Genomic DNA, 20123 nt, shown 5'->3' on the forward strand with positions numbered 1-20123 from the left:
TACTCTCCTATTAGAAACCCAAACTAGATAACAAATCATCAACTTCATCTTGACCAGACACAACATCGTCTCGTTCTTCAGCGTCAATGATAGGTCCTTCAGGACCAGAAAGTTCATCAGTGGGGGTTTCAACTACTTCTTGTGGTTGTTGAGCCGTATTAAGTTGACCCACTTCTGCCGTGCCGAAAACAGTCAATAGGTGTATTAAGCTGTCCTCTACCTCTCTAACAAGCTCTATGACTCGTCGAATAACCTGACCGGTTAAATCTTGATAATCTTGTGCCATTAAAACATTTGTCATCAAGCTTTGTAATTCGTCGGTGCGGCCTTGTGAAGATTGCATAAAGTCGTTTAAGTCGTGACACAGAGATTTAAATTCTCCGAGTTGTATATCACGACTCATCAACCTATCCCAGGTAGGCTTGATCTCAGAAAGGTCATCAGCCAGCTCTTGAGCAAGCGGTAGACTCGCTTCAACCGCATCCATCGTTTTATTCGCAGCGTTTTCTGTCATTTCCATAACATAGTTTAAACGTTGCTTAGCATCTGGCAGGGCTTCTGTAGTTAAATCTGATAAACGCGTGTCTAACTCGAAGTTTTTCAACGACTCGTGTAACTGGCGTGTCAATTTTCCGACTTCAGCAAATAACTCAGATTGTTCTTTGTTAGTTGCTTCAATTAAAATTTGATCAGCTTTTTCTTGTTCACCGTTTTCAAGATACTCAACAAGTTGCTTCGCTTGCTCTAATGTAATTTGTGGCGCAGAGGATTCTGACATAAGCCTATCCTTACTTGTAACTAGCCTAAGCGTTCAAAAACTTTTTCTAACTTAGTTTTCAATGTTCCAGCAGTGAATGGCTTAACAATATAACCATTTACGCCCGCTTGGGCTGCCGCAACAATTTGTTCTTTTTTGGCTTCTGCAGTTACCATAAGCACGGGAATATGCTTAAGGCTATCGTCGGCTCTTATTGCTCTCAACAGGTCGATGCCTTGCATTCCTGGCATGTTCCAATCTGTAACAACAAAGTCAAATTCTTGATTTTGCAACATTGGAAGCGCAGTGCTGCCATCATCTGCCTCTTGAACATTTGTAAAGCCTAAGTCTCTCAAAAGGTTTTTGATTATTCTTCTCATTGTAGAGAAATCATCAACCACGAGAATTTTCATGTTCTTATCCAAAACTTCCTCCGGTGAGGTTTGAACCTAAAAAAATATTAAAATGTACTCTAATTGATCCAGTCATTTATCTTGGCTCTGAGTTTAATCATTGCCTGACCGTGAATCTGACTCACTCGAGACTCGCTCACATCTAGGATCTGGCCAATCTCTTTTAAATTCATTTCATCGTTGTAGTACAAAGACAAAACCATTGCATCACGCTCAGGTAGAGTTTTTATTGCTTCTACTAACGACTCATTAAAGCGCTCATTCTTAACGTTATTGAATGGTTTGTCTAGCGCTAAATCACTGCCTGCAGGTGAAATTACGTCTTGGTCGACACCTAAATCTTCAATGCCAATAATTTTACTTGCATTCACGTCATGTAAAATATGATGGTACTCATCTAAGGGAATATCAAGTTTTTCAGCGATTTCAGTGTCTTTAGGCTCACGACCCAAGGCAGTTTCTAGCTCTGATATCGCCTCAGCCACCATGCGACTATTTTTGTGAACTGAGCGCGGGGCCCAGTCACCACGGCGTATTTCGTCTAACATGGCTCCTCGAATTCGAATCCCAGCAAAGGTTTCAAAGCTTGCTCCTTTACTAGCATCAAAATTTTTCGTTGCCTCAATCAAGCCTATCATTCCTGATTGAATAAGATCATCAAGCTGAACACTTGCTGGCAGTCTTGCAAGTAAATGACAAGCCACTTTTTTGACTAAAGGTGTATGACGCTCGACCACCTTATTCAGATGGTCTGCTGTTTGATATCCCGCCATTCGATTGACCGGTGTAGCCATAATTACCCGTTAACTAACTGCTCAATGAAAAACTCTAGATGACCTGAGGGCTGGTGAGGCACTGGCCATTTCACAGCTTTACTTGCTAACCCTCTAAAAGCGACAGCGGCAGGAGAGTTAGGGTAGAGTTCAACAATGGTTTTTTGACGGCGAGATGACTTTCGCATGTTTTCATCGAAAGGAATTGTCGCGACTAGCTCTAGCGCAACATCTAAAAATCGATCTGTTACTTTGGACAACTTAGCAAATAGCTCCTGGCCTTCACGCAGGCTTCTAACCATATTCGCGACAATCTTAAACTTGTACACGCCATGTTCTCTACTAAGTACTTTAATCAGGGCATATGCATCGGTAATAGATGTTGGTTCATCACAAACCACGACCATCACGTCTTGAGCTGCTCTAGAGAAACTCAATACCATATCCGATATGCCAGCGGCTGTATCGACAATTAAAACATCAAAGTCATTGCTCAGCTCGCTAAACGCACGAATTAGGCCGGCATGCTCTGCTGGGCTCAATTCAACCATGTTTTGTGAGCCTGATGTGGCTGGCACAATTCTGATTCCGGCTGGACCCTCTACTAAAATCTCATCAAGTTCACATTCGCCAGATAGCACATGAGATAAATTACGCTCAACACGTAACCCTAGCATTACATCACAATTTGCTAATCCAAGGTCAGCATCTAAAACTAATACTCTATGGCCCTGTTGTCCTAACGCAATTGCAGTATTTAATGAAACATTGGTCTTACCGACTCCTCCTTTACCACCAGTTACTGCTATTACTTTTACTCCGTGGTTACTTTTTTGATTCATTTTACGCAGGCCACTTGCTTGATCTAAAACTGTATTAATCATACATTCCTACTGTCTGGGACGCCACTGCTTCACGTCGTGAATGTTGTGCTTTTGTTCTTTTTAAATACAATTGCTCAGCCTTTTTAACTAATTTTTGAGCATTTGCTACGCGAATGTCTTCTGGCACTCGCTGACCGTTGGTAAGATACCCTATTGGTAAGCGATTTTGAATCGCTATGCTAATAATCTCACCTAAACTTAGACATTCATCAAGTTTTGTAAAAATGCAACCACTCAAATTAACTTTTTTGAAGTGGTTCACAGTTTCTTGTAAGACATGCATTTGCGAAGTTGCACTTAATACTAAATAACTACGAATATCAACTCGTGAGCTACGCATCAATGTGTTAAGCTGCTCCGTCAAACGTAAGTCTCTTTGACTCATGCCTGCAGTATCTATTAATACTAGACGCTTATTTCGCAAATGATAAAGAACTTCTGCTAACTCATTTGCATCTTTAACTTGCTTAACCGGACAGCCAATAATTCTACCATAAGTTGCCAACTGCTCGTAAGCACCAATTCTATATGTATCTGTTGTAATTAACGCGACCTTGTCTGCACCGTATTTTTGTGCTCCAAGCGCAGCTAATTTTGCGACTGTAGTCGTTTTACCTACGCCCGTTGGCCCTACCATAGCATAAACACCGCCTTGACGTAGAATATCATTGTTGGTGGTATGCATCTGATTTACAACCATATTCAGTAATGCATTCCATGCCTCTTTTCGAGACACATCATCGGGAATGAAACATGCCATTTGCTCAGCTACATCAGCACTAATGCCCATACCTTGCAGTCGATCGACCAAACACGCTCTTGTTGGGTCTCGACGATCCATTTCCTGCTTCATTAAACCCGATAACTGGTACTCTAATAATTGACGGATAGCGTTCATCTCATCACGCATAGAGCTCATTTCATCCTGAGAAGCATTGTTAGCACTGCTGGCTACTGGTTGGCTATCAAGTTCTGAGTCTAACTCATCGCCAAAGTCCCAATCAGACGAAATTGGTTCAGCATGCTTAACCGGGCGAGGACGCGCAGTCTGAGGTGAAGAAGCCTGTACATCATTAAACGCTGGTTGCTGCTCGGTCTTTGGTTGGAAAAGATCGCCAGTATCAATGCCTGATTGAGAAAACATTGAAGCGAGCTCAGGCGAACGAGGTTTTGGTGCTTGTCGCTCCAAAAGAGCTTCTAAGCTATCAGCGACTTTTGCTTGAGGTTGCTGTGCTTGAGGGCGACGAGTTTGAGGCTTTACAACTCGTGCAGGTTGACTATACGTTGGCTTTTGCATCGTTGCTGCAGAAGCCATTTCGGGACGAGCATCAGGCGCAGCGGTTTGCGGCTGAGGTGCCACTCTGTCATTGTCAATCGCTGCAACAATTTCTACACCATCTGCCAATTTTTTGTTTGACATAATGACGGCATCTGCGCCCAGTTCATCTTTTACTTCTTTCAAAGCTGTACGCATATCTTTTGCAAAAAATCTCTTAATCTTCATGACTCAGCACCTCGTTCCTCTATTATTGCCCAACAGAGCTAATGATCTTGATTTGTCTTTCGTCTGGTACTTCCTGATAAGACATCACTCTTAAACCAGGGATAGTATGTTTAACAAATCGAGATAAAACACTTCTTAACATACCTGAGGTTAATAAGATGGACGGCTCGCCTAGCATTTCTTGCGTTTGATGCGCTTCTCTCAATGAACCTTGAAGTCGCTCTGCAAGACCTGGCTCTATGCCTGCCCCCTCATCACCTGCGTTCTGAAGTGACTGATGCAACATCTGTTCCAACTCAGGCGCCAATGTTATGACAGGTATCTCATCTGCGTTTCCAACGGCATCTTGAACGATTAATCTTCTTAGTGAAATACGCACTGCAGCCGTTAATACATCTGGATCTTGGCTTCTTGGACCATACTCAACAAGAGTTTGCACAATTGACCTCATATCTCGAATTGCAACGCCTTCGTTTAACAAGTTTTGTAGCACTTTTACGATAGTTGTCAGAGGTAAAATATCTGGCACTAAGCCTTCAACCAAACGTGGATGGGTCTTCGCTAGCATATCTAATAAGTTCTGTACTTCTTCATGGCCAAGCAGTAAAGATGCGTTATTTGTTAGCAATTGACTTATATGTGTAGCAACAACCGTTGCAGCATCCACGACAGTATAACCTAGAGAATGCGCCTCATCTTTTTGGTCTGGTTTTATCCACACAGCTTCCAAGCCAAAAGCGGGATCTTTTGTCGCCACACCTTGAAGAGGGCCAAAGACTTGCCCTGGGTTAATTGCTAACTCATCACCATGTTTTAATTCGCCATCACCAGAACCTACACCCATAAGTGTTATCTTGTATGCATTAGGATCTAATTCTAAGTTATCGCGAATATGGACAGGAGGGACAAGAAACCCAAGCTCTTGTGATAACTTTTTACGAACACCTTTTATGCGACTAAGCAGTTCACCACCTTGAGCTTGGTCTACTAAAGGGATCAATCGATAGCCTACTTCGAGACCAATTACATCAACAGGTTGAACGTCATCCCAACCCAACTCTTTTTGATCTTGTTGTTTGTTAGCAACTTGCGTCCCTTTTGCTTCCTCTTCTGCCTGCTGTGCAGCGGCTTTCTCTTTGTGCTGTTTTGAAAGATAAGCAAGGCCACCAATCAAAGTGCCTAACCCCAAGAAAGCAACATGAGGCATACCAGGTACTAAACCCATCACAATTAAGATACCAGAAGCAATGTAAAGCGATTTCTCGTTACCTAACTGCTGTGTCACCTGCTCGCCCATGTTATGAGACTCATTTTGACGAGTTACTACAATCGCAGTACCGATAGATAGTAAAAGAGAAGGTAATTGCGCCACGAGACCATCACCAATGGTAAGCAGCGTATAGACTTCCATTGCACGTGAGAACGTTAAGTCATGTTGAACCATACCAACAAATAACCCACCTATGATGTTGATAGCCAAAATGACGATGCCAGCAATAGCGTCACCTTTAACAAACTTACTGGCACCATCCATAGAACCATAAAAGTCAGCTTCTCTGGTCACTTCATCACGGCGTGTTCGTGCTTCTTCGGCTGAAATAAAGCCCGCGTTTAAGTCGGCGTCTATCGCCATTTGCTTACCGGGCATTGCATCTAGAGTAAAACGTGCTGAAACCTCTGAAATACGGCCAGCACCTTTGGTTATTACGACAAAGTTAATGATAATCAGGATAAGAAATACAACTAAACCAACCGCATAATTACCACCGATAACTACGGAGCCAAACGCTTCAATCACTTTACCAGCGGCATCTCCGCCATTATGTCCTTCAAGTAACACAACCCTCGTACTGGCGACGTTTAATGCTAATCGCATTATCGTCGCAATAAGAAGCACAGCAGGGAACATGCCAAATTCCAGCGGTTTCATGGTGTATACGGTAACAAGCAGTACCACAAGTGCTAATGCAATATTAAACGAAAACAAAATATCCAGTAAGAATGGCGGCATGGGTAAAATCACCATGGCCAAGGCAGCTAAAACCAATAAAGGCGTACCTATACCTTTAGCATACTCTTTTTTGTCTCGATTAATTTGTTGTAGAACCGCTTTAAAATCCATAACTTATCAACTTCAATTTATTGACGCAGATAAGTTAAAGCAAGCTTTGTTCCAACTATTAGTGTTTTAGATCATCTGGGATGGGTAGGTCTTTACTCAACGCGTTAGGTCTTCTGCCTCGACCCTTGTTGAACTTTTTCAATTGGAAAACATATGCAAGTACTTGCGCGACTGCGGTAAATAGTTGATCCGGAATTTGGTCACCTACCTCTGTTGTATGATACAAAGAACGCGTCAACACAGGGGATTCAACAATGGGTACTTCATTACCTTTAGCAACTTTTCTTATTTGCATGGCTAGCTCGTCTACACCTTTTGCAATGACGATTGGTGCTCCAGCTTTTTCAGTATCATATTTCAAAGCAACAGAGTAATGAGTGGGGTTCGTGACCACAACATCCGCATCAGGAACATCTTGCATCATACGACGTTGCGACATTTCTCTCTGCGTTCTTCTGATACGTGCTTTTATCTGCGGGTCACCTTCTGAGTTTTTATATTCATCCTTCACTTCCTGAAGCGTCATTTTTAATTGCTTGTGATGTGTATGACTCTGATAAGGTGCATCAATTGCGGAAATAACTATCATAGTGCAACTTAGTGCGAGGAAAAGCCAAGCCAATATTTCAAGTGAGTGAATGACACTACCGGGTACTGACTCAATACTTAAGTGCAAGATATCATAGAACATCCACTTAATGCATAAAATGGCAAATCCAGCCACTAATACGAACTTTAGAATTGACTTAAGTAGCTCTATCGCAGCTTGAGGTCCAAACATGCGTTTTATGCCTTTTAAAGGCGACATTTTACTGGCTTTTGGTGCTGCGGCTTTCCAACTAAAATTAAAGCCGCCTAATAAGGTATTACCTATGATACCAGCTACTACAATAATCAATACAAACATAGACATAGGGAACAGTAGCTCTGAAAATGCATCCCCCCATACAGAGAACATTTTTGTTGTATCGTAAGTTTCATTTCGATTGAGTGTCAGCATTCGGCCCATTATGTTGTAAAGGCCTTTCGCAATATCCGCTCCATATAAAATAAGTGCAATAGCGGAGAAGATTAGTACAAAAGTCGTTCCCAACTCTTTTGAGCGAGCAACCTGCCCTTTTTTTCTTGCATCACTTATTTTTTTGGCGGTCGGTTCCTCGGTACGTTCTTGACCCGAATCTTCAGCCATCTTAGTCTCCTAAACGGTACAACCAATAAGATTACACATTAACTCTGTCATCTTAAGCCACTGAAATTCATACTGCATTGTAAAATTGCCTAACGTGGCCCAGATAATCATCAAACCCGCGACTAATGTAAACGCAAAACCCACCGAAAAAATATTCATCTGCGGCGCGGCTCGAGTCATAATCCCAAAGGCAAGGTTGATCACTAGCATAGCTGTCAACGGTGCCAATGAAAGCGACAAAGCGGTAGCAAATAACCACGATCCCCATTTCGCGATATCATAATAATTATCAACATGCCACCAATCACCTCCAATAGGCCATGATTGAAAACTAAATACAATCATTTGGATCATCATCAAATGACCATTAAATACGAAAAAGAGTAGTGTTGCTAAAATCAAGTAAAACTGACCAACCGCTGGCACACTCAATCCATTTGAAGGGTCAACAACTGATGCAAAACCCAACCCCGTTTGCATTGCAAGTATTTGACCTGCAAGAATAAAAGTATTCAACAAAAGAAGGGATGCAAAACCAATAGCGACACCGATTATCATTTCTTGGATGACCACAAGTATCATTTGAAATGAAAATAGATCCGTAAACTGAGACTGCGGTATTGCGGGCGCGACGGCCAAAGTAACCACCATAGAGAGGCAAATTTTGATGCGTTTTGAAACACTCTGAGCGCCCAAACCAGCCATCACCATGATCATAGAGCTGATACGAATAAAAGGAATTAAATAATCACTTAACCCCTGCATAATATCGGAAAATAAAAACTCCATCTTAACCTGCTACTTCAGGGATCCGCATAACCAATATTTTAAAAAAATCCATGAGTTCTTGTGTCATCCAGTGGCCACCAACAATTAGCGCAACAAGCGTAATAATAAGTTTGGGTAGAAAGCTTAAAGTTTGTTCGTTGATAGATGTTGCAGCCTGAAAAACAGAAACAATTAGACCAATTATTAGACCAGGTACCACAATAGCCGAAACAAGTTTGATAACTACAAATAACGAGTCACTTAATATATCAACGAATACTTCAGGTTCCATTTCATACTCCCAAGCCAAAGCTTCGCGCTAATGTGCCCATTACTAATGACCAACCATCGACCAAAACAAACAACATTATTTTAAACGGTAATGACACTATCATAGGAGATAACATCATCATACCCATCGCCATAAGTACACTTGCAACCACCAAGTCGACAATCAAAAATGGAATGAAAAACATAAAGCCGATGATGAAGGCAGTTTGCAACTCACTGGTGACAAAAGCAGGTATGATAACCACAAACGGCGTGTCTTCAGGACTATCTAATTGATCATAACCTGCGATTTTGGCAAAAGTTTCTAAATCTTTGATCCGAGTCTGCGATAGCATAAATGCTTTCATGGGCTCCTTTGCGGCATGCAGTGCTTGCACGGATGTCATTTCTTCATTGATATAAGGTTGCACAGCCTCATCATAAATTTTACTAAAAATGGGCGCCATAATGAAAAAAGTCAAAAATAATGACATGCCGACCAAGATTTGATTAGAGGGCGACTGCTGTAAGCCAATCGCTTGACGTAAAATCGCCAATACGACAATGATCCGTGTAAACGAGGTCATCATGATGAGTGCTGCGGGGATAAAACTGAACGCCGTCATGATGGCTAACACTTGCAGTGTCACCGAATATTCTTGTGAACCATCAGGGTTTGTCGTCACACTCAGCGCTTCAATACCATCATTAGCGCTCACTTGAGGAAAGAAGAAAATTAATCCACACAGGATCAGGAATCGAAGCATGATACTCACTTTATTTTTGTTGTGGGTTGACTCATAAAACGACTCAACTCTTTTACGAAAGGTGCCGTTTGACTTTCATCTAAAGGGGTTTCTAACTGATATAAATAATTGATATTTTGAGGAGTTACGCCGAGCAGGTGCTGTTTGTCATCAATTTCGATAACGAGAAGCCTCTCTCGCGTCCCTAGAGGTAAACTCCTGATCACTTTAAAGTCCTGATTATTACCTACGTTTGGATTAACGCGTTTTACCAACCACGCTAATCCTATTATCAAGGCCACGATTGATACCAACGACAAAATCACAGTCACTATATCTAAATTGGGCCCTGGAGACTGCGTTGCCGCAGCCACATTTGCAAACATTATCCAAGTCATTGTTAGCGTGTTTACCTAAGCTTTTTAATTCGCTCTACTTGGCTTATCACATCTGTTAATCTGATACCAAACTTGTCGTTTACAACAACCACTTCTCCGTGCGCTATCAGCGTACCGTTAACCAATACATCCAACGGCTCACCAGCAACTCTATCTAACTCAACAACGGAGCCTTGGTTTAGCTGTAATAGATTGCGAATATTTATTTTAGAACGACCAACTTCCATTGAGATAGTCACTGGAATGTCTAATATCGTGTCTAATTTTCTTTTTTCATCTGCACTTAGGTTGGCATTGCTCTCTTCAAGCTCTTCTAATTCAGCGACCTCTGCACTGCCCTGTTCGACATCTTCTGCTTCTGCAAGCGCTGCCGCCCATTCATCCATAGTATCTTGATCATCACTCATGCACTTACTACCTTAAAAAACTTGATCACCAGTCAAGGTCCACACCTTCAGACAGGTGCAGATCTTCTTCTAATTCCGCTAACTCTGCATCAGAATCGAGCTTTTTACCACCTTTGGTAAAGACATGCAGCTCAGACTTCACAGATTCAGGACGTTTAATTTTTTCACTAATCTGTAACGCAACGTTGTCTCTGGAGCGACCCATTTTAGCCCTAAAAGTTGGTAACTCCTCAACAAACACCGTTATATGCTCAGGCATTTCAACTGGTATAATATCGCCAGTTTTTAATTCCATAATTTGCTGAAGCGACAAGTCAACTTCCAATAGCTGTGTCGACATCTCAACTTCAACATCCATGATTTCATCACGTAGAGCCTTACTCCAACGTAGATCTGTATCTTCTGTATCTGATTGAACACCCGCATCAAGTAATTCTCGAATAGGTTCCAACATAGAATATGGCAATGAGATATGAAAATCTCCACCTCCACCATCTAACTCTATGTGAAAAGAACTAATTACGACTACTTCCGTCGGCGATACAATATTCGCCATGGCGGGATTTACTTCAGAATCTAAATATTCAAATGAGACATCCATGACGGGTGCCCAAGCCTCTTTATAATCTTCAAAGATGATCTTGAGCAGCATCTGGACAATTCGTCGCTCTGTAGGTGTAAATTCACGGCCTTCAATTTTGGCATGATAACGACCATCACCACCAAAAAAGTTGTCAACTAAAATGAATACTAACCGAGCTTCCATGGTGATCAAACCCGTGCCTTTCAAAGGGCGGAATCGCACCATGTTAAGGCTGGTTGGAACAAACAGGGTATGGATATATTCACCAAACTTGAGCATTTGAACCCCGTTGATGGATACTTCAGCTGTACGTCTCATCATATTGAATAAGCTGATCCGCATGTGCCTCGCAAATCGCTCATTAACAATCTCCAGAGTCGGCATTCGGCCCCGAACGATTCGGTCTTGTGAGGAAAAGTCATATTGCAAGGCATTAGCGTCCTCGCCATCTTCTCCTGTGGATACTTCATCTTCTTCGACTTCATCAACACCATGGAGTAGCGCATCGATTTCGTCTTGTGATAATAAGTCGCTCACAATCTCGTCCTACTGCATTACAAAACCAGTAAACAGCACACGTTCAATAACCTTGCTGCCTTCGACGCCTTCCATTGCAGCTTGAACTTTGTCCAGTGCAGATAAGCGCAGTGTTTCTTTTCCTGCACTTGTGCTTAATTCATCCGCAGTAGTTGTGGAAAACACGCCCAGTAAAGTGCCTTCGATCAGTGGTATATGCTTTTTTGCAACTTCTTCGTTAACATCACCACGCACGAGCAATTGCACTTTAATTTGCACTATCCTGTCTCTACTGGCACCTGGCACATTAAAGACAAAAGGTCTTGGCATTGCGACATATAACGCACTACCCATTTCAGCTGCATTTTGCTCACTCAGGTCTTCTTGCACCGCGGTTGACTCTTCTGCCAAGGAGGCTTCTTCTTCCTCCCCTCCAGACATCAAGAAGAAACCAGCAACACCTCCCAAAATCACTACAACTGCAGCGATGATGATGATGAGTTTCTTTTTAGACCCACCAGCCTCTTCTATTTCTAAATCGGTTTCTTCTGCCATATGTGCGCTTCTATAACTAAATAATCTTTTTTAATAATAGCAGTTGTTAAGCATAGTAATCTATTGCTGAATCACTTTGTTTTCTGCTAGTCACTGATTGTTCTTTATTATTTTGCGCCTCGCTGCTCTCATTAGCAAGTTTTCCTTGAGCATTCTGCTCATTATCTCCATCGCCACTGTTACCCTCTGAGTGCTGCTCGATGCTGCTGTCACCTAATTGGATCCCCTGCTCCTCTAACATCTCTTTAAGTTTAGGCATAGACTCTTCAAGTAATTCTTTTGCTTGCTGATTTTGCACGACAAAGTTTATCTGTGCCTGTTCAGCATCAGAGCGAATACGAATTTGCATACTACCCAATTCAGCGGGGTCTAACCTAATCTCTGCTTCTTGATTGTTTAAATTGATCATCATATTCACTTTTTCTTGCATCATTTTTGCTGCATCATTTCGTGCAAGATTAAGTGTTTGCATGATCCCCTGCTCTTGAGGCGTTTTCACCTGAGCGGCACTTTGTTGTTGAACGACTTGCTGACTCTGGCGAGATTGTTCAACCTGTTGGATCACATTCTCAAACTCTTCTTTACTTTGAATTTGCTCTGAACCTAAAGTACGGATCGCTTTAAAAATATTTTCGACATTGGCACTGGCAGTTTGACGTTGGTTGCTGCTGTTATTTTGTGATTGCTCACCATCTGAATCAGTAGCCATTTCAGGGGCTTCTTCACTTAAAGTAACATCTACGTTTTGTTTTGTTGGTTCAGCCACAACGCCCTCTTTAATCGATGTTATTTTCGTAGAATTGTAACTCATTTCAGGCTTATCAACCTGCTGAGAGGGTAGTTCAACCGCTGCATTGCTCAATTTAACCTTACTATCACTTAACTTATCAGCTGCTTGCTCATTATTCGAAGTATCTTTTGCCTGCTTTGGATTTACATCAGGAGCAGGTTTACCTGTTACCAATGTATATAATGTACTTTCAAGGCGTTTTACCTGAGGGTCAGCCACTTTATTACTGCTTAACTTCTCATTTAGGGCACTCTCCAATTGCTTTTTCTCTTGGGGAGAAAGTTGCTCAACCATAGACTTTAGCTCTGAAAGTACTTTGATGTTTGGAAAATCTTTTTCATTTCCCTGTGTCGCCACCTCAATTGCAGGCTTTGCTTTTAGCTCATCAGTTGATGGCTTGGCTGTTAGATCAGTTTTAGAAGTAGTTTCGTCAATACTTTGTACCTGAACATCCCCTTTTGGTTGAACCACTTGCGGATCCTGAGTAACTGCTTTTCTAATCTGCGAAGCCAAATATGAAGCCTCACTATTTGGTTCACTTTCTACTGACTTTGTTACATCGTTTGATACAGTCTTTAATTCAGTTTTCACTTTAGGTTCTGTTGAATCTTTTGCATCAATTGAATCTTTCCATACAGCTTTACTTGCTACATCAGGTTGTGTTTGTATCTGAACTTCGGAGTTGTCAGAAGCAGCATTTTTATTATGTAAGAACCATTCACGCGACTTTACTTCACCATTAAAAACTTCCTTAGCTGTAATGATATCTTTTTGGGGCTGAGGATTATTGGCAGCCTTTTTTACATCATCTTGCACGTTACTCGGATCACCAACTGGGCCCTCAGAATAACGAGGTCCAGGATCAATGGCTTTAAAACGTTCTGGTTCTGTCTGTTGGCTTTGCTTCTGAGGAGTATCCGCGTTTAAAAGTTTGTCAGAGCGAAATGATAATGCTGATTTATTGTCTGCAATGATATCGGTACCGGTCTCAGCTTTTTCCCCTTGCGTTACTATTGGCCCTACTAGATCAATAGGTCCTTTTTTCCCTTTATTTGTTCCAGGGTTACCTGGTAACACTTCAACTTCGCCTGCATGATCTCGCATCGCCTTCGGTATTGGGGCTAAATGATGTTCCACATCGGTTTTCTGATTGTTAGAAGCCGTTATTTGCGATAATAAGCTATCCGGAGTTTGTCCTGCCCCTTTTGGCTGCGTATCAATGTCACCTGTTCTCTCTACTTGCAACATGATATCTGGGCCTGTCTTAGGTAAGTGTGAATCGTCTAATTTCAACGGCTCGTCAGGTTCTGTTTGTACCTTAATAGGTTCAACTTCCCCATTTTCACTCTGTGATGCAGATTGTCTGCGCTCTACTTCAGCATTTACTTCTGACGCTAACGCCGTGCTTTTAGCCTCTTCCTGCTCATTTGCTTGCGCCAATACGGCCATGAACCCTTGTTCTGTTGACCTTTCATCTGCTTGTCTATGTTGAGGTGAAACTGAATTGTTCATACCTACATCTAGCGAAACATTAGCCATACTCTCACCTTTTTATGTGGCAACCTAAGACCGCTTGCCTACTTCAAATACCAATTTTGTTAAAAAATGCAATTTTTAAGCCACTAATTGAGCAGTTTATTTCTCATAAACATATTTGTTGCGAATTCATCGAGCATTCTTTGCTCTGATTTTGCTTGGATCCGTTGTTTTTCCAGCAATTTCTTCTCGATGAGTTTTGCAATAGCTTTTACTTTCGACTGCTGTGCTAACCACAACTTTCTGCGCTGCTCAACAACACGTTTTGCCGTTGCAACTGTATTTGCTTGCTGCTTAATTGCCTCTTCAATTTTATTGATGAAACTGTGGTATTGAGTAAACCCACTACTGCTCAGACCTTGCTGTGCCTTTGCATGTAACTGTTGGGTATATTCCAAACGAAAGTCATTCAAACCTTTCAACTTTTGCTGATTATCATTCAAGCTATTTTCAGCCTGAATAAAATTAACCCGCAACGTATCTTCTTTATCAGTCTCCAGCTTGTGCAATAGAGATAATTTGTCAGCCGCCATTAGCCTTGTCCTAATAATTGTGATAAGCCTTGTAAGCATTCATCGTAGTTAAGTACATCTTTCATACCTTGTTGCAAAAAGCCGTTTACGCTTGGCATCATTGCAATAGCTTGATCAAGCATAGGATCACTGCCTTTTTGATAAGCACCTAATGTGATCATGTCTTTGTTTTGCTGATACATTGAATAAACTTGTTTCAGGATCCTCGCCTGCTGCATATGTGTGTCTGAAACAACTTGCGGCATCACACGGCTAATGGACTTTTCAATATCAATTGCTGGGTAGTGGCCACTATCAGCCAATTCTCTTGATAAAACAATGTGACCATCTAATATAGCTCGTGCAGAATCTGCAATGGGGTCTTGCATATCATCCCCTTCACTCAGAACAGTAAAAAATGCGGTGATTGACCCTTGACCCTCCCCGCCGTTACCTGCTCTTTCAACCAAAGCTGGTAATTTAGCAAACACTGAAGGGGGATAACCTTTGGTTGCCGGTGGCTCTCCGACAGCAAGCGCAATTTCACGCTGAGCCATCGCATAACGTGTTACTGAGTCGAGCAGCAACAAAACGTTTAGACCTTGATCTCTAAAATACTCCGCAATTGTAACTGCACTTTCGCAGCCTTTTAATCGCATTAAAGGTGAGGCATCGGCAGGAGCAGCGACTACGACAGAGCGACGACGCCCTTCAGCACCTAAAATCTCATCAATGAACTCTTTTACTTCTCGCCCACGCTCACCGACCAGGCCAACAACAATCACATCGGCTTCACTGCCTCGCGTCATCATGCCCAACAGCACTGATTTACCGACACCACTACCTGCAAACAAGCCCATTCGCTGACCTTGCCCTACAGTAATAATTGAGTTAATTGCACGTACGCCAACATCCATGGGCTCTTTGATCGGGCGACGGGCTAACGGGTTGATGGGAGCCTGAGCAAATTTAAGTCTCGTTTCTGCCTGTATTGCACCTAATCCATCTAATGGTCGCCCCAAACCGTCAACTACACGACCTAGTAGACCCATACCGACAGGCAATCCAGCTTCTTTTACTTGAGGGATAACTCGTGCACCAGGCAAGACACCTGATATACGATCGTTGGGCATGAGATACAGCACATCATTATTAAAGCCAATCACCTCAGCATCAATAAAGCCATTGATAGTTTCGATTTTGCATTGACTACCAACAGCAGCATTGAGTCCTTTTGCTTCAAGGGTTAGCCCAACAACACGTGTTAAGCTCCCCGCCACAGCAACACCAAAAGGGTGGATATGTTTTTGGTATGTATTAATACGTTGTGCAAACGATTGGTTTTGAGGTTCTAGCTCTGACATTTAACATGGCGCGATAATTCTTAGATACCACTGTCATGCAAAAACTTCTCCAATATTTCAGTCAGACGGGTTTTTACCGTTAAATCGATAGAAGAGATCAGAGATTTAATTTCACAGCCGCCGCGTTCAAAGGTAGGCTCGGGAATAAGCTGCCATTGCTGCTTTTGGATCATATCAGCGCCATACGCTTCTTCAACTAAAGAAAGATCATCAGGGTGAAGATGGACTTTAAGTTGCACCTCACCGATGGGTAATGCATCCAGACCTTTTTTCAAAGCTTGTAAAATCAGTTCAGGGTTTGTCTTTATTTCGTGGAAAGTAATTTGTTGTGTCAATAAACTGACAAGCTCAATCAATTGCTTTTCGCAAGCATCATCAACTTGCTTAAGCGGATCATGAATTTTTTCAATTAACTGTGTTAGTGTTTGTAGCCTTTCTTCAACCAAAGGCTTGGCATCTTCAAGGCCTTGTTGCTTACCTATCTCTAACCCTTCTTTTTGTCCAGCTTCGTTACCCTCTTTGGCTCCCTTTTCGAACCCTTCAATATAACCTTGCTCATGACCCTGCTTTAACCCCTCGTCATAAGCATCCTGACGGATTTGTTCAAGCTCCTCCAAGGTTAAAGTCGGAATTTCAGGTTCAACAGTTTCAGGCTCTGCATTACGTTCGGTCTTGGTATAAAGCTCTTCAAGCGGAGTACCCATTGCGGTTGAACGACCGCTCAACCCACTTAGGTCCTCTTTGACATCCGGTATAGGCCACTCTTCTAAATGATCGAGTAATGCATCGACAGCCTCTCCATGAACAGGGCGTCCACGATGAAATTTAGGATCAGACATACTTTACAGGAACTCCTCACCACCACCACCGCCAAGCATGACCTCTCCTGAGTCAGCTAAACGTCTGGCAGTTGCCAATATTTCTTTTTGTGCTGCTTCTACTTCACTGATCCTCACAGGTGGCATAGCCTCTAAATCATCGGCCATCATTTCAGCGGCACGCTTAGACATATTGCTTAAAATCTTGTCTTTTAATGAGTCATCTGCGCCTTTAATGGCTTTCATCAAGACATCTTGCTGTACTTCCCTCAGTATTGCTTGAATACCTCGGTCTTCAACATCCATCAAGTTTTCAAATACAAACATCAGATCTTGAATTTGCTGCGACATCTCTTCGTCATGTTCACGAATTGAGTCCATTAACTGACCTTCAACATTGGTATCTAGGTAGTTCATGATGTCAGCAGCAGCTTTCAAGCCGCCCATTTTCGCGGCTTGTGCACCAGCTTGGCCTGCAAATTGTTTTTCCATGATTTCGTTAAGCTCTTGCAATGCTGCTGGCTGAACTTCTTCAAGGTTTGCAATACGCATTGTTAAGTCTAACCGCACTTTCTCTGTAAACTGTGAAAGTATCTCTGCTGATTGCTCCGGCTCTAGATATGACAATACAATTGTTTGGATCTGTGGGTGCTCGTTGCGGATAATGTTGGCAACCTGTTTTGAGTCCATCCACTTCAGTGAATCTAACCCTTTCGCACCAGAACCCATAACAATTTGGTCTATTAAACTTGCAGCTTTGTCTTCACCTAACGCAGCAGTCAGCGCCTTCTTAATAAAGTCTTCAGACTGGAAACCAATAGTACTAAAGCTTTGAATTTGTTCTATAAACAAATTGTGTACGGCACTAATTTTGGATTGCGACAAATCATCAATTGCCGCCATCGCCATACCCACTTTCTGTACTTGCTTGGGTTCTAAATGTTTTAAAATTTGCGCCGCATCTTCTTCTGTTAAACTGAGCAGTAAAATGGCGGCTTTATCGACGCCATCTAACTTTTCTACATCAAATGTAGGGGGCAGTTGTTTTTGTTCTTCATCACTCATCTTCAGTTAACCACGCTTTGACCACTTGTGAAGAAAGCTCAGGCTCATTTGCTACCAATGCTCGAACCGCTTTCAATAGATCTTCATCTCCATGTAAGTCTGGCAATTGTAATGTACCATCCGAGGAGAAGCCAACAGCTGATTCATCAAAGTCGTTACTAAGCATATCTAAAGTACTATCTCCTAAGTCTACACCTGCAGTAAGTGCATCCTCATCATAGTCCTCAAGTGTATCGTCTGGGTAAATAAGTCTTTTCAGCATAGGGCGAACTACCGCCATTATCAATACAATGATAACTAAAGCACCTGCTGCTAAACGAGCAACCTTCATAAACCACTCTTGCTCCCAAAGAGGTAGCTCTGAAGCTTCTAAAATATCTTCACGTACAAACGGCACTGTAACCACTTCTAATGCATCACCACGTTGCATATCAAAACCAACACCACCTTGTAGCAAGCGACGTATGTTATTCAACTCTTCTTGTGCTCTAGGCACCATAGACACATTGCCCTCAGCATCGGCTTTAGCGACATAGTCAACCGCAACTGACACACTGATCCGACGAATAACACCTGTTTGTTGACGCTTGTGAGAAATCGTGGTGTCCAGCTCATAGTTTCGTGTTGCTTCTCTTTGAGAGCGGCTAGGAGTCGTGCCTTTACCGCTGCCGCCTGGGCCAGCGACTTCTGGAATATTTGAGTCCATTGGTGGCTGGTTAGTTAATGCGCCAGGAATACCGGCGGTGATCCCACCAATGTTATTCTCTTCAAATGTTGTTTCACTGCGCACTGCAGGCAAGTCTGGGTTAAAGCGTTTGTGCGTTTCTTCAACTGCGCTAAAATCCATGGTCAGATCAACTTGTGCAGTAAAGTTACCCAAGCCAACCACTGGGATCATGATACTGTCAATTTTTGATAAGTACTCTGACTCACGTTTGCGTTCTATTTCATATTCTTTACGAGAACGTGCCGCCAATGAATCTTGCGAACCTGAATTTAATAAACGACCATTTTGATCTGTCACGGTTACACGAGAAGGCTCAAGGCCCTGAACAGCCGAGGCTACAATATCAACAATAGAGTCAACTTCTTCTCCGTCGAGCGTACGACCACGCTTCATTGTTAACACCACAGTTGCGGAAGGCTTTTTCTCACGACGAGCAAATACATTCTCTTTAGGTATGGCGAGTAGCACTTTAGCACGATTAATATCTTGTAATTCTTCAATTGTGCGCGCTAATTGCTGCTCACGGCTATGTTTCAGCCTTTCTCTCTCAAGACGCTGACTGACGCCAAAACCCATATCTTGCATCAAAATATCAGTGCCGGAGGTTGGCGATTGTGTAAAGCCATCTCGCGCCATTTTAAGTTTGATATTTTGATAATCTGTTTCAGCAACCATGATGGTATTGCCATCTAGTTCATACTCAATTTTTTGCGCATCTAGAAAATCGAGTGTTTGGACTAGCTCATCAGTTGGGTACTGACCAAGTGGGCGCATATCAGGTTGGCGAGCCCAAATAATAATGAAGATGGCGATTGCCAAACAAATTGCTAAGGCGATTACGAGCGTAACTTGACGTAGCATATCAACGCCACTTAAAGCACTAAAATAACCAGACTTTTGCTCTTGCTGGGTGTCTGCGCCTTCAGCGACTGCCCCAGCTGGGCCGTCTGAAAGTGCTAGATCTGTCGTTTGATTTGTAGCCACAGTTACTCTCCAATCATCTCATTAATTACACAGGCATGCTCATAATGTCTTTGTAAGCTTCGACAAGTTTGTTACGAACTTGAACGGTTGCTTCAAAGGCCACTGATGATTTGTTTTTTGCAATCATTGCTTCTGCTAAGGAAACACTGCGATCCCCCATTTCTACTGCGGTGACTTTCGCTTTTGCATCTCTTTGCAGATCAGCGACGTTATTTAACGCGCCTTTCAAAATATCACCAAACTGCGCGCTTGATGTCGCCGCTGTAGCATCCATGGGTTGCTTCACTTGAGGCTCGATACGGCCTGCTTGAGATGCCATAGACTGCATCTCTTGATATAAACTGGTATTTTGAATTTTCATGTTGCTCACCCTGTAAATTCTCTCACAAGGAATAAAGCATGATGCATGCCAACTTTTAATGGTTTAAAATCAATAACTTGA

The 20123-nt window shown here is 42.4% G+C and carries 21 protein-coding genes; all 21 read right to left on the reverse strand.

The window, feature by feature from the left end; translation table 11 throughout:
- Positions 1-10: 10 nt before the first annotated feature.
- Entirely contained in the window at positions 11-778 is a 768-nt protein-coding gene (locus AC2CZC_RS21225) for a protein phosphatase CheZ (RefSeq protein WP_063363394.1), read from the reverse strand.
- 20 nt (positions 779-798) lie between these two features.
- Positions 799-1182 carry a chemotaxis response regulator CheY gene (gene cheY, locus AC2CZC_RS21230; protein ID WP_010364893.1) on the reverse strand — a complete coding sequence of 128 codons (384 nt, stop codon included), beginning with the start codon at positions 1180-1182 and terminating at the stop codon, positions 799-801.
- A 47-nt stretch (positions 1183-1229) separates the two neighbouring features.
- Entirely contained in the window at positions 1230-1964 is a 735-nt protein-coding gene (locus tag AC2CZC_RS21235; protein ID WP_023401817.1) for an RNA polymerase sigma factor FliA, read from the reverse strand.
- 2 nt (positions 1965-1966) lie between these two features.
- Positions 1967-2827, reverse strand: a complete 861-nt coding sequence (locus tag AC2CZC_RS21240) for a MinD/ParA family ATP-binding protein (protein WP_023401816.1) — start codon at positions 2825-2827, stop codon at positions 1967-1969.
- Entirely contained in the window at positions 2820-4331 is a 1512-nt protein-coding gene (gene flhF / locus AC2CZC_RS21245) for a flagellar biosynthesis GTPase FlhF (RefSeq protein ID WP_484583321.1), read from the reverse strand. The genes AC2CZC_RS21240 and flhF overlap by 8 nt, the downstream gene beginning before the upstream one ends.
- Positions 4332-4353: 22 nt before the next feature.
- A complete protein-coding gene (gene flhA, locus AC2CZC_RS21250) occupies positions 4354-6453 on the reverse strand; it encodes a flagellar biosynthesis protein FlhA (RefSeq protein WP_484583322.1) in 2100 nt (699 codons plus the stop codon).
- Between the two features lie 58 nt (positions 6454-6511).
- Entirely contained in the window at positions 6512-7642 is a 1131-nt protein-coding gene (gene flhB / locus AC2CZC_RS21255) for a flagellar biosynthesis protein FlhB (protein WP_484583323.1), read from the reverse strand.
- Between the two features lie 9 nt (positions 7643-7651).
- On the reverse strand, positions 7652-8431 hold the full coding sequence (fliR, locus tag AC2CZC_RS21260) for a flagellar biosynthetic protein FliR (RefSeq protein ID WP_484583324.1): 780 nt from the start codon (positions 8429-8431) through the stop codon (positions 7652-7654).
- A 1-nt stretch (position 8432) separates the two neighbouring features.
- Positions 8433-8702: a flagellar biosynthesis protein FliQ gene (fliQ, locus tag AC2CZC_RS21265; RefSeq protein ID WP_484583325.1), complete on the reverse strand. Its 270-nt coding sequence runs from the start codon at positions 8700-8702 to the stop codon at positions 8433-8435.
- Position 8703: 1 nt separating this feature from the next.
- A complete protein-coding gene (fliP, locus tag AC2CZC_RS21270; RefSeq protein WP_484583326.1) occupies positions 8704-9447 on the reverse strand; it encodes a flagellar type III secretion system pore protein FliP in 744 nt (247 codons plus the stop codon).
- Between the two features lie 5 nt (positions 9448-9452).
- Complete coding sequence (gene fliO, locus AC2CZC_RS21275; RefSeq protein ID WP_484584914.1) at positions 9453-9812, reverse strand: flagellar biosynthetic protein FliO; 360 nt, start codon at positions 9810-9812, stop codon at positions 9453-9455.
- Between the two features lie 23 nt (positions 9813-9835).
- Complete coding sequence (gene fliN / locus AC2CZC_RS21280) at positions 9836-10231, reverse strand: flagellar motor switch protein FliN (protein ID WP_484583327.1); 396 nt, start codon at positions 10229-10231, stop codon at positions 9836-9838.
- Between the two features lie 25 nt (positions 10232-10256).
- A complete protein-coding gene (fliM, locus tag AC2CZC_RS21285) occupies positions 10257-11351 on the reverse strand; it encodes a flagellar motor switch protein FliM (protein WP_063363404.1) in 1095 nt (364 codons plus the stop codon).
- A 9-nt stretch (positions 11352-11360) separates the two neighbouring features.
- A complete protein-coding gene (gene fliL / locus AC2CZC_RS21290) occupies positions 11361-11885 on the reverse strand; it encodes a flagellar basal body-associated protein FliL (protein WP_039609455.1) in 525 nt (174 codons plus the stop codon).
- A 46-nt stretch (positions 11886-11931) separates the two neighbouring features.
- Complete coding sequence (locus tag AC2CZC_RS21295) at positions 11932-14214, reverse strand: flagellar hook-length control protein FliK (RefSeq protein WP_484583328.1); 2283 nt, start codon at positions 14212-14214, stop codon at positions 11932-11934.
- 83 nt (positions 14215-14297) lie between these two features.
- Positions 14298-14744 carry a flagellar export protein FliJ gene (gene fliJ / locus AC2CZC_RS21300; RefSeq protein WP_484583329.1) on the reverse strand — a complete coding sequence of 149 codons (447 nt, stop codon included), beginning with the start codon at positions 14742-14744 and terminating at the stop codon, positions 14298-14300.
- Positions 14744-16087, reverse strand: coding sequence for a flagellar protein export ATPase FliI (gene fliI / locus AC2CZC_RS21305; RefSeq protein ID WP_484583330.1), 1344 nt, complete (start codon positions 16085-16087; stop codon positions 14744-14746). The genes fliJ and fliI overlap by 1 nt, the downstream gene beginning before the upstream one ends.
- Positions 16088-16107: 20 nt before the next feature.
- Positions 16108-16926 carry a flagellar assembly protein FliH gene (gene fliH / locus AC2CZC_RS21310; RefSeq protein WP_484583331.1) on the reverse strand — a complete coding sequence of 273 codons (819 nt, stop codon included), beginning with the start codon at positions 16924-16926 and terminating at the stop codon, positions 16108-16110.
- A 3-nt stretch (positions 16927-16929) separates the two neighbouring features.
- Positions 16930-17970: a flagellar motor switch protein FliG gene (fliG, locus tag AC2CZC_RS21315; RefSeq protein WP_484583332.1), complete on the reverse strand. Its 1041-nt coding sequence runs from the start codon at positions 17968-17970 to the stop codon at positions 16930-16932.
- Positions 17963-19681: a flagellar basal-body MS-ring/collar protein FliF gene (fliF, locus tag AC2CZC_RS21320; RefSeq protein WP_063363409.1), complete on the reverse strand. Its 1719-nt coding sequence runs from the start codon at positions 19679-19681 to the stop codon at positions 17963-17965. Before fliF ends, fliG begins: the two co-directional genes overlap by 8 nt.
- A gap of 25 nt (positions 19682-19706) precedes the next feature.
- Complete coding sequence (gene fliE / locus AC2CZC_RS21325) at positions 19707-20042, reverse strand: flagellar hook-basal body complex protein FliE (RefSeq protein ID WP_063363410.1); 336 nt, start codon at positions 20040-20042, stop codon at positions 19707-19709.
- Positions 20043-20123: the final 81 nt, after the last annotated feature.

It is taken from the genome of Pseudoalteromonas sp. MMG033, assembly GCF_057197785.1.

Coding starts and splice junctions, on each gene's coding strand:
- AC2CZC_RS21225 (WP_063363394.1), bottom strand. CDS start 778: ATGTCAGAATCCTCTGCGCCACAAATTACATTAGAGCAAGCGAAGCAA.
- AC2CZC_RS21235 (WP_023401817.1), bottom strand. CDS start 1,964: ATGGCTACACCGGTCAATCGAATGGCGGGATATCAAACAGCAGACCAT.
- AC2CZC_RS21240 (WP_023401816.1), bottom strand. CDS start 2,827: ATGATTAATACAGTTTTAGATCAAGCAAGTGGCCTGCGTAAAATGAAT.
- flhF (WP_484583321.1), bottom strand. CDS start 4,331: ATGAAGATTAAGAGATTTTTTGCAAAAGATATGCGTACAGCTTTGAAA.
- flhA (WP_484583322.1), bottom strand. CDS start 6,453: ATGGATTTTAAAGCGGTTCTACAACAAATTAATCGAGACAAAAAAGAG.
- flhB (WP_484583323.1), bottom strand. CDS start 7,642: ATGGCTGAAGATTCGGGTCAAGAACGTACCGAGGAACCGACCGCCAAA.
- fliR (WP_484583324.1), bottom strand. CDS start 8,431: ATGGAGTTTTTATTTTCCGATATTATGCAGGGGTTAAGTGATTATTTA.
- fliQ (WP_484583325.1), bottom strand. CDS start 8,702: ATGGAACCTGAAGTATTCGTTGATATATTAAGTGACTCGTTATTTGTA.
- fliP (WP_484583326.1), bottom strand. CDS start 9,447: ATGCTTCGATTCCTGATCCTGTGTGGATTAATTTTCTTCTTTCCTCAA.
- fliO (WP_484584914.1), bottom strand. CDS start 9,812: ATGTTTGCAAATGTGGCTGCGGCAACGCAGTCTCCAGGGCCCAATTTA.
- fliN (WP_484583327.1), bottom strand. CDS start 10,231: ATGAGTGATGATCAAGATACTATGGATGAATGGGCGGCAGCGCTTGCA.
- fliL (WP_039609455.1), bottom strand. CDS start 11,885: ATGGCAGAAGAAACCGATTTAGAAATAGAAGAGGCTGGTGGGTCTAAA.
- AC2CZC_RS21295 (WP_484583328.1), bottom strand. CDS start 14,214: ATGGCTAATGTTTCGCTAGATGTAGGTATGAACAATTCAGTTTCACCT.
- fliJ (WP_484583329.1), bottom strand. CDS start 14,744: ATGGCGGCTGACAAATTATCTCTATTGCACAAGCTGGAGACTGATAAA.
- fliI (WP_484583330.1), bottom strand. CDS start 16,087: ATGTCAGAGCTAGAACCTCAAAACCAATCGTTTGCACAACGTATTAAT.
- fliH (WP_484583331.1), bottom strand. CDS start 16,926: ATGTCTGATCCTAAATTTCATCGTGGACGCCCTGTTCATGGAGAGGCT.
- fliG (WP_484583332.1), bottom strand. CDS start 17,970: ATGAGTGATGAAGAACAAAAACAACTGCCCCCTACATTTGATGTAGAA.
- fliE (WP_063363410.1), bottom strand. CDS start 20,042: ATGAAAATTCAAAATACCAGTTTATATCAAGAGATGCAGTCTATGGCA.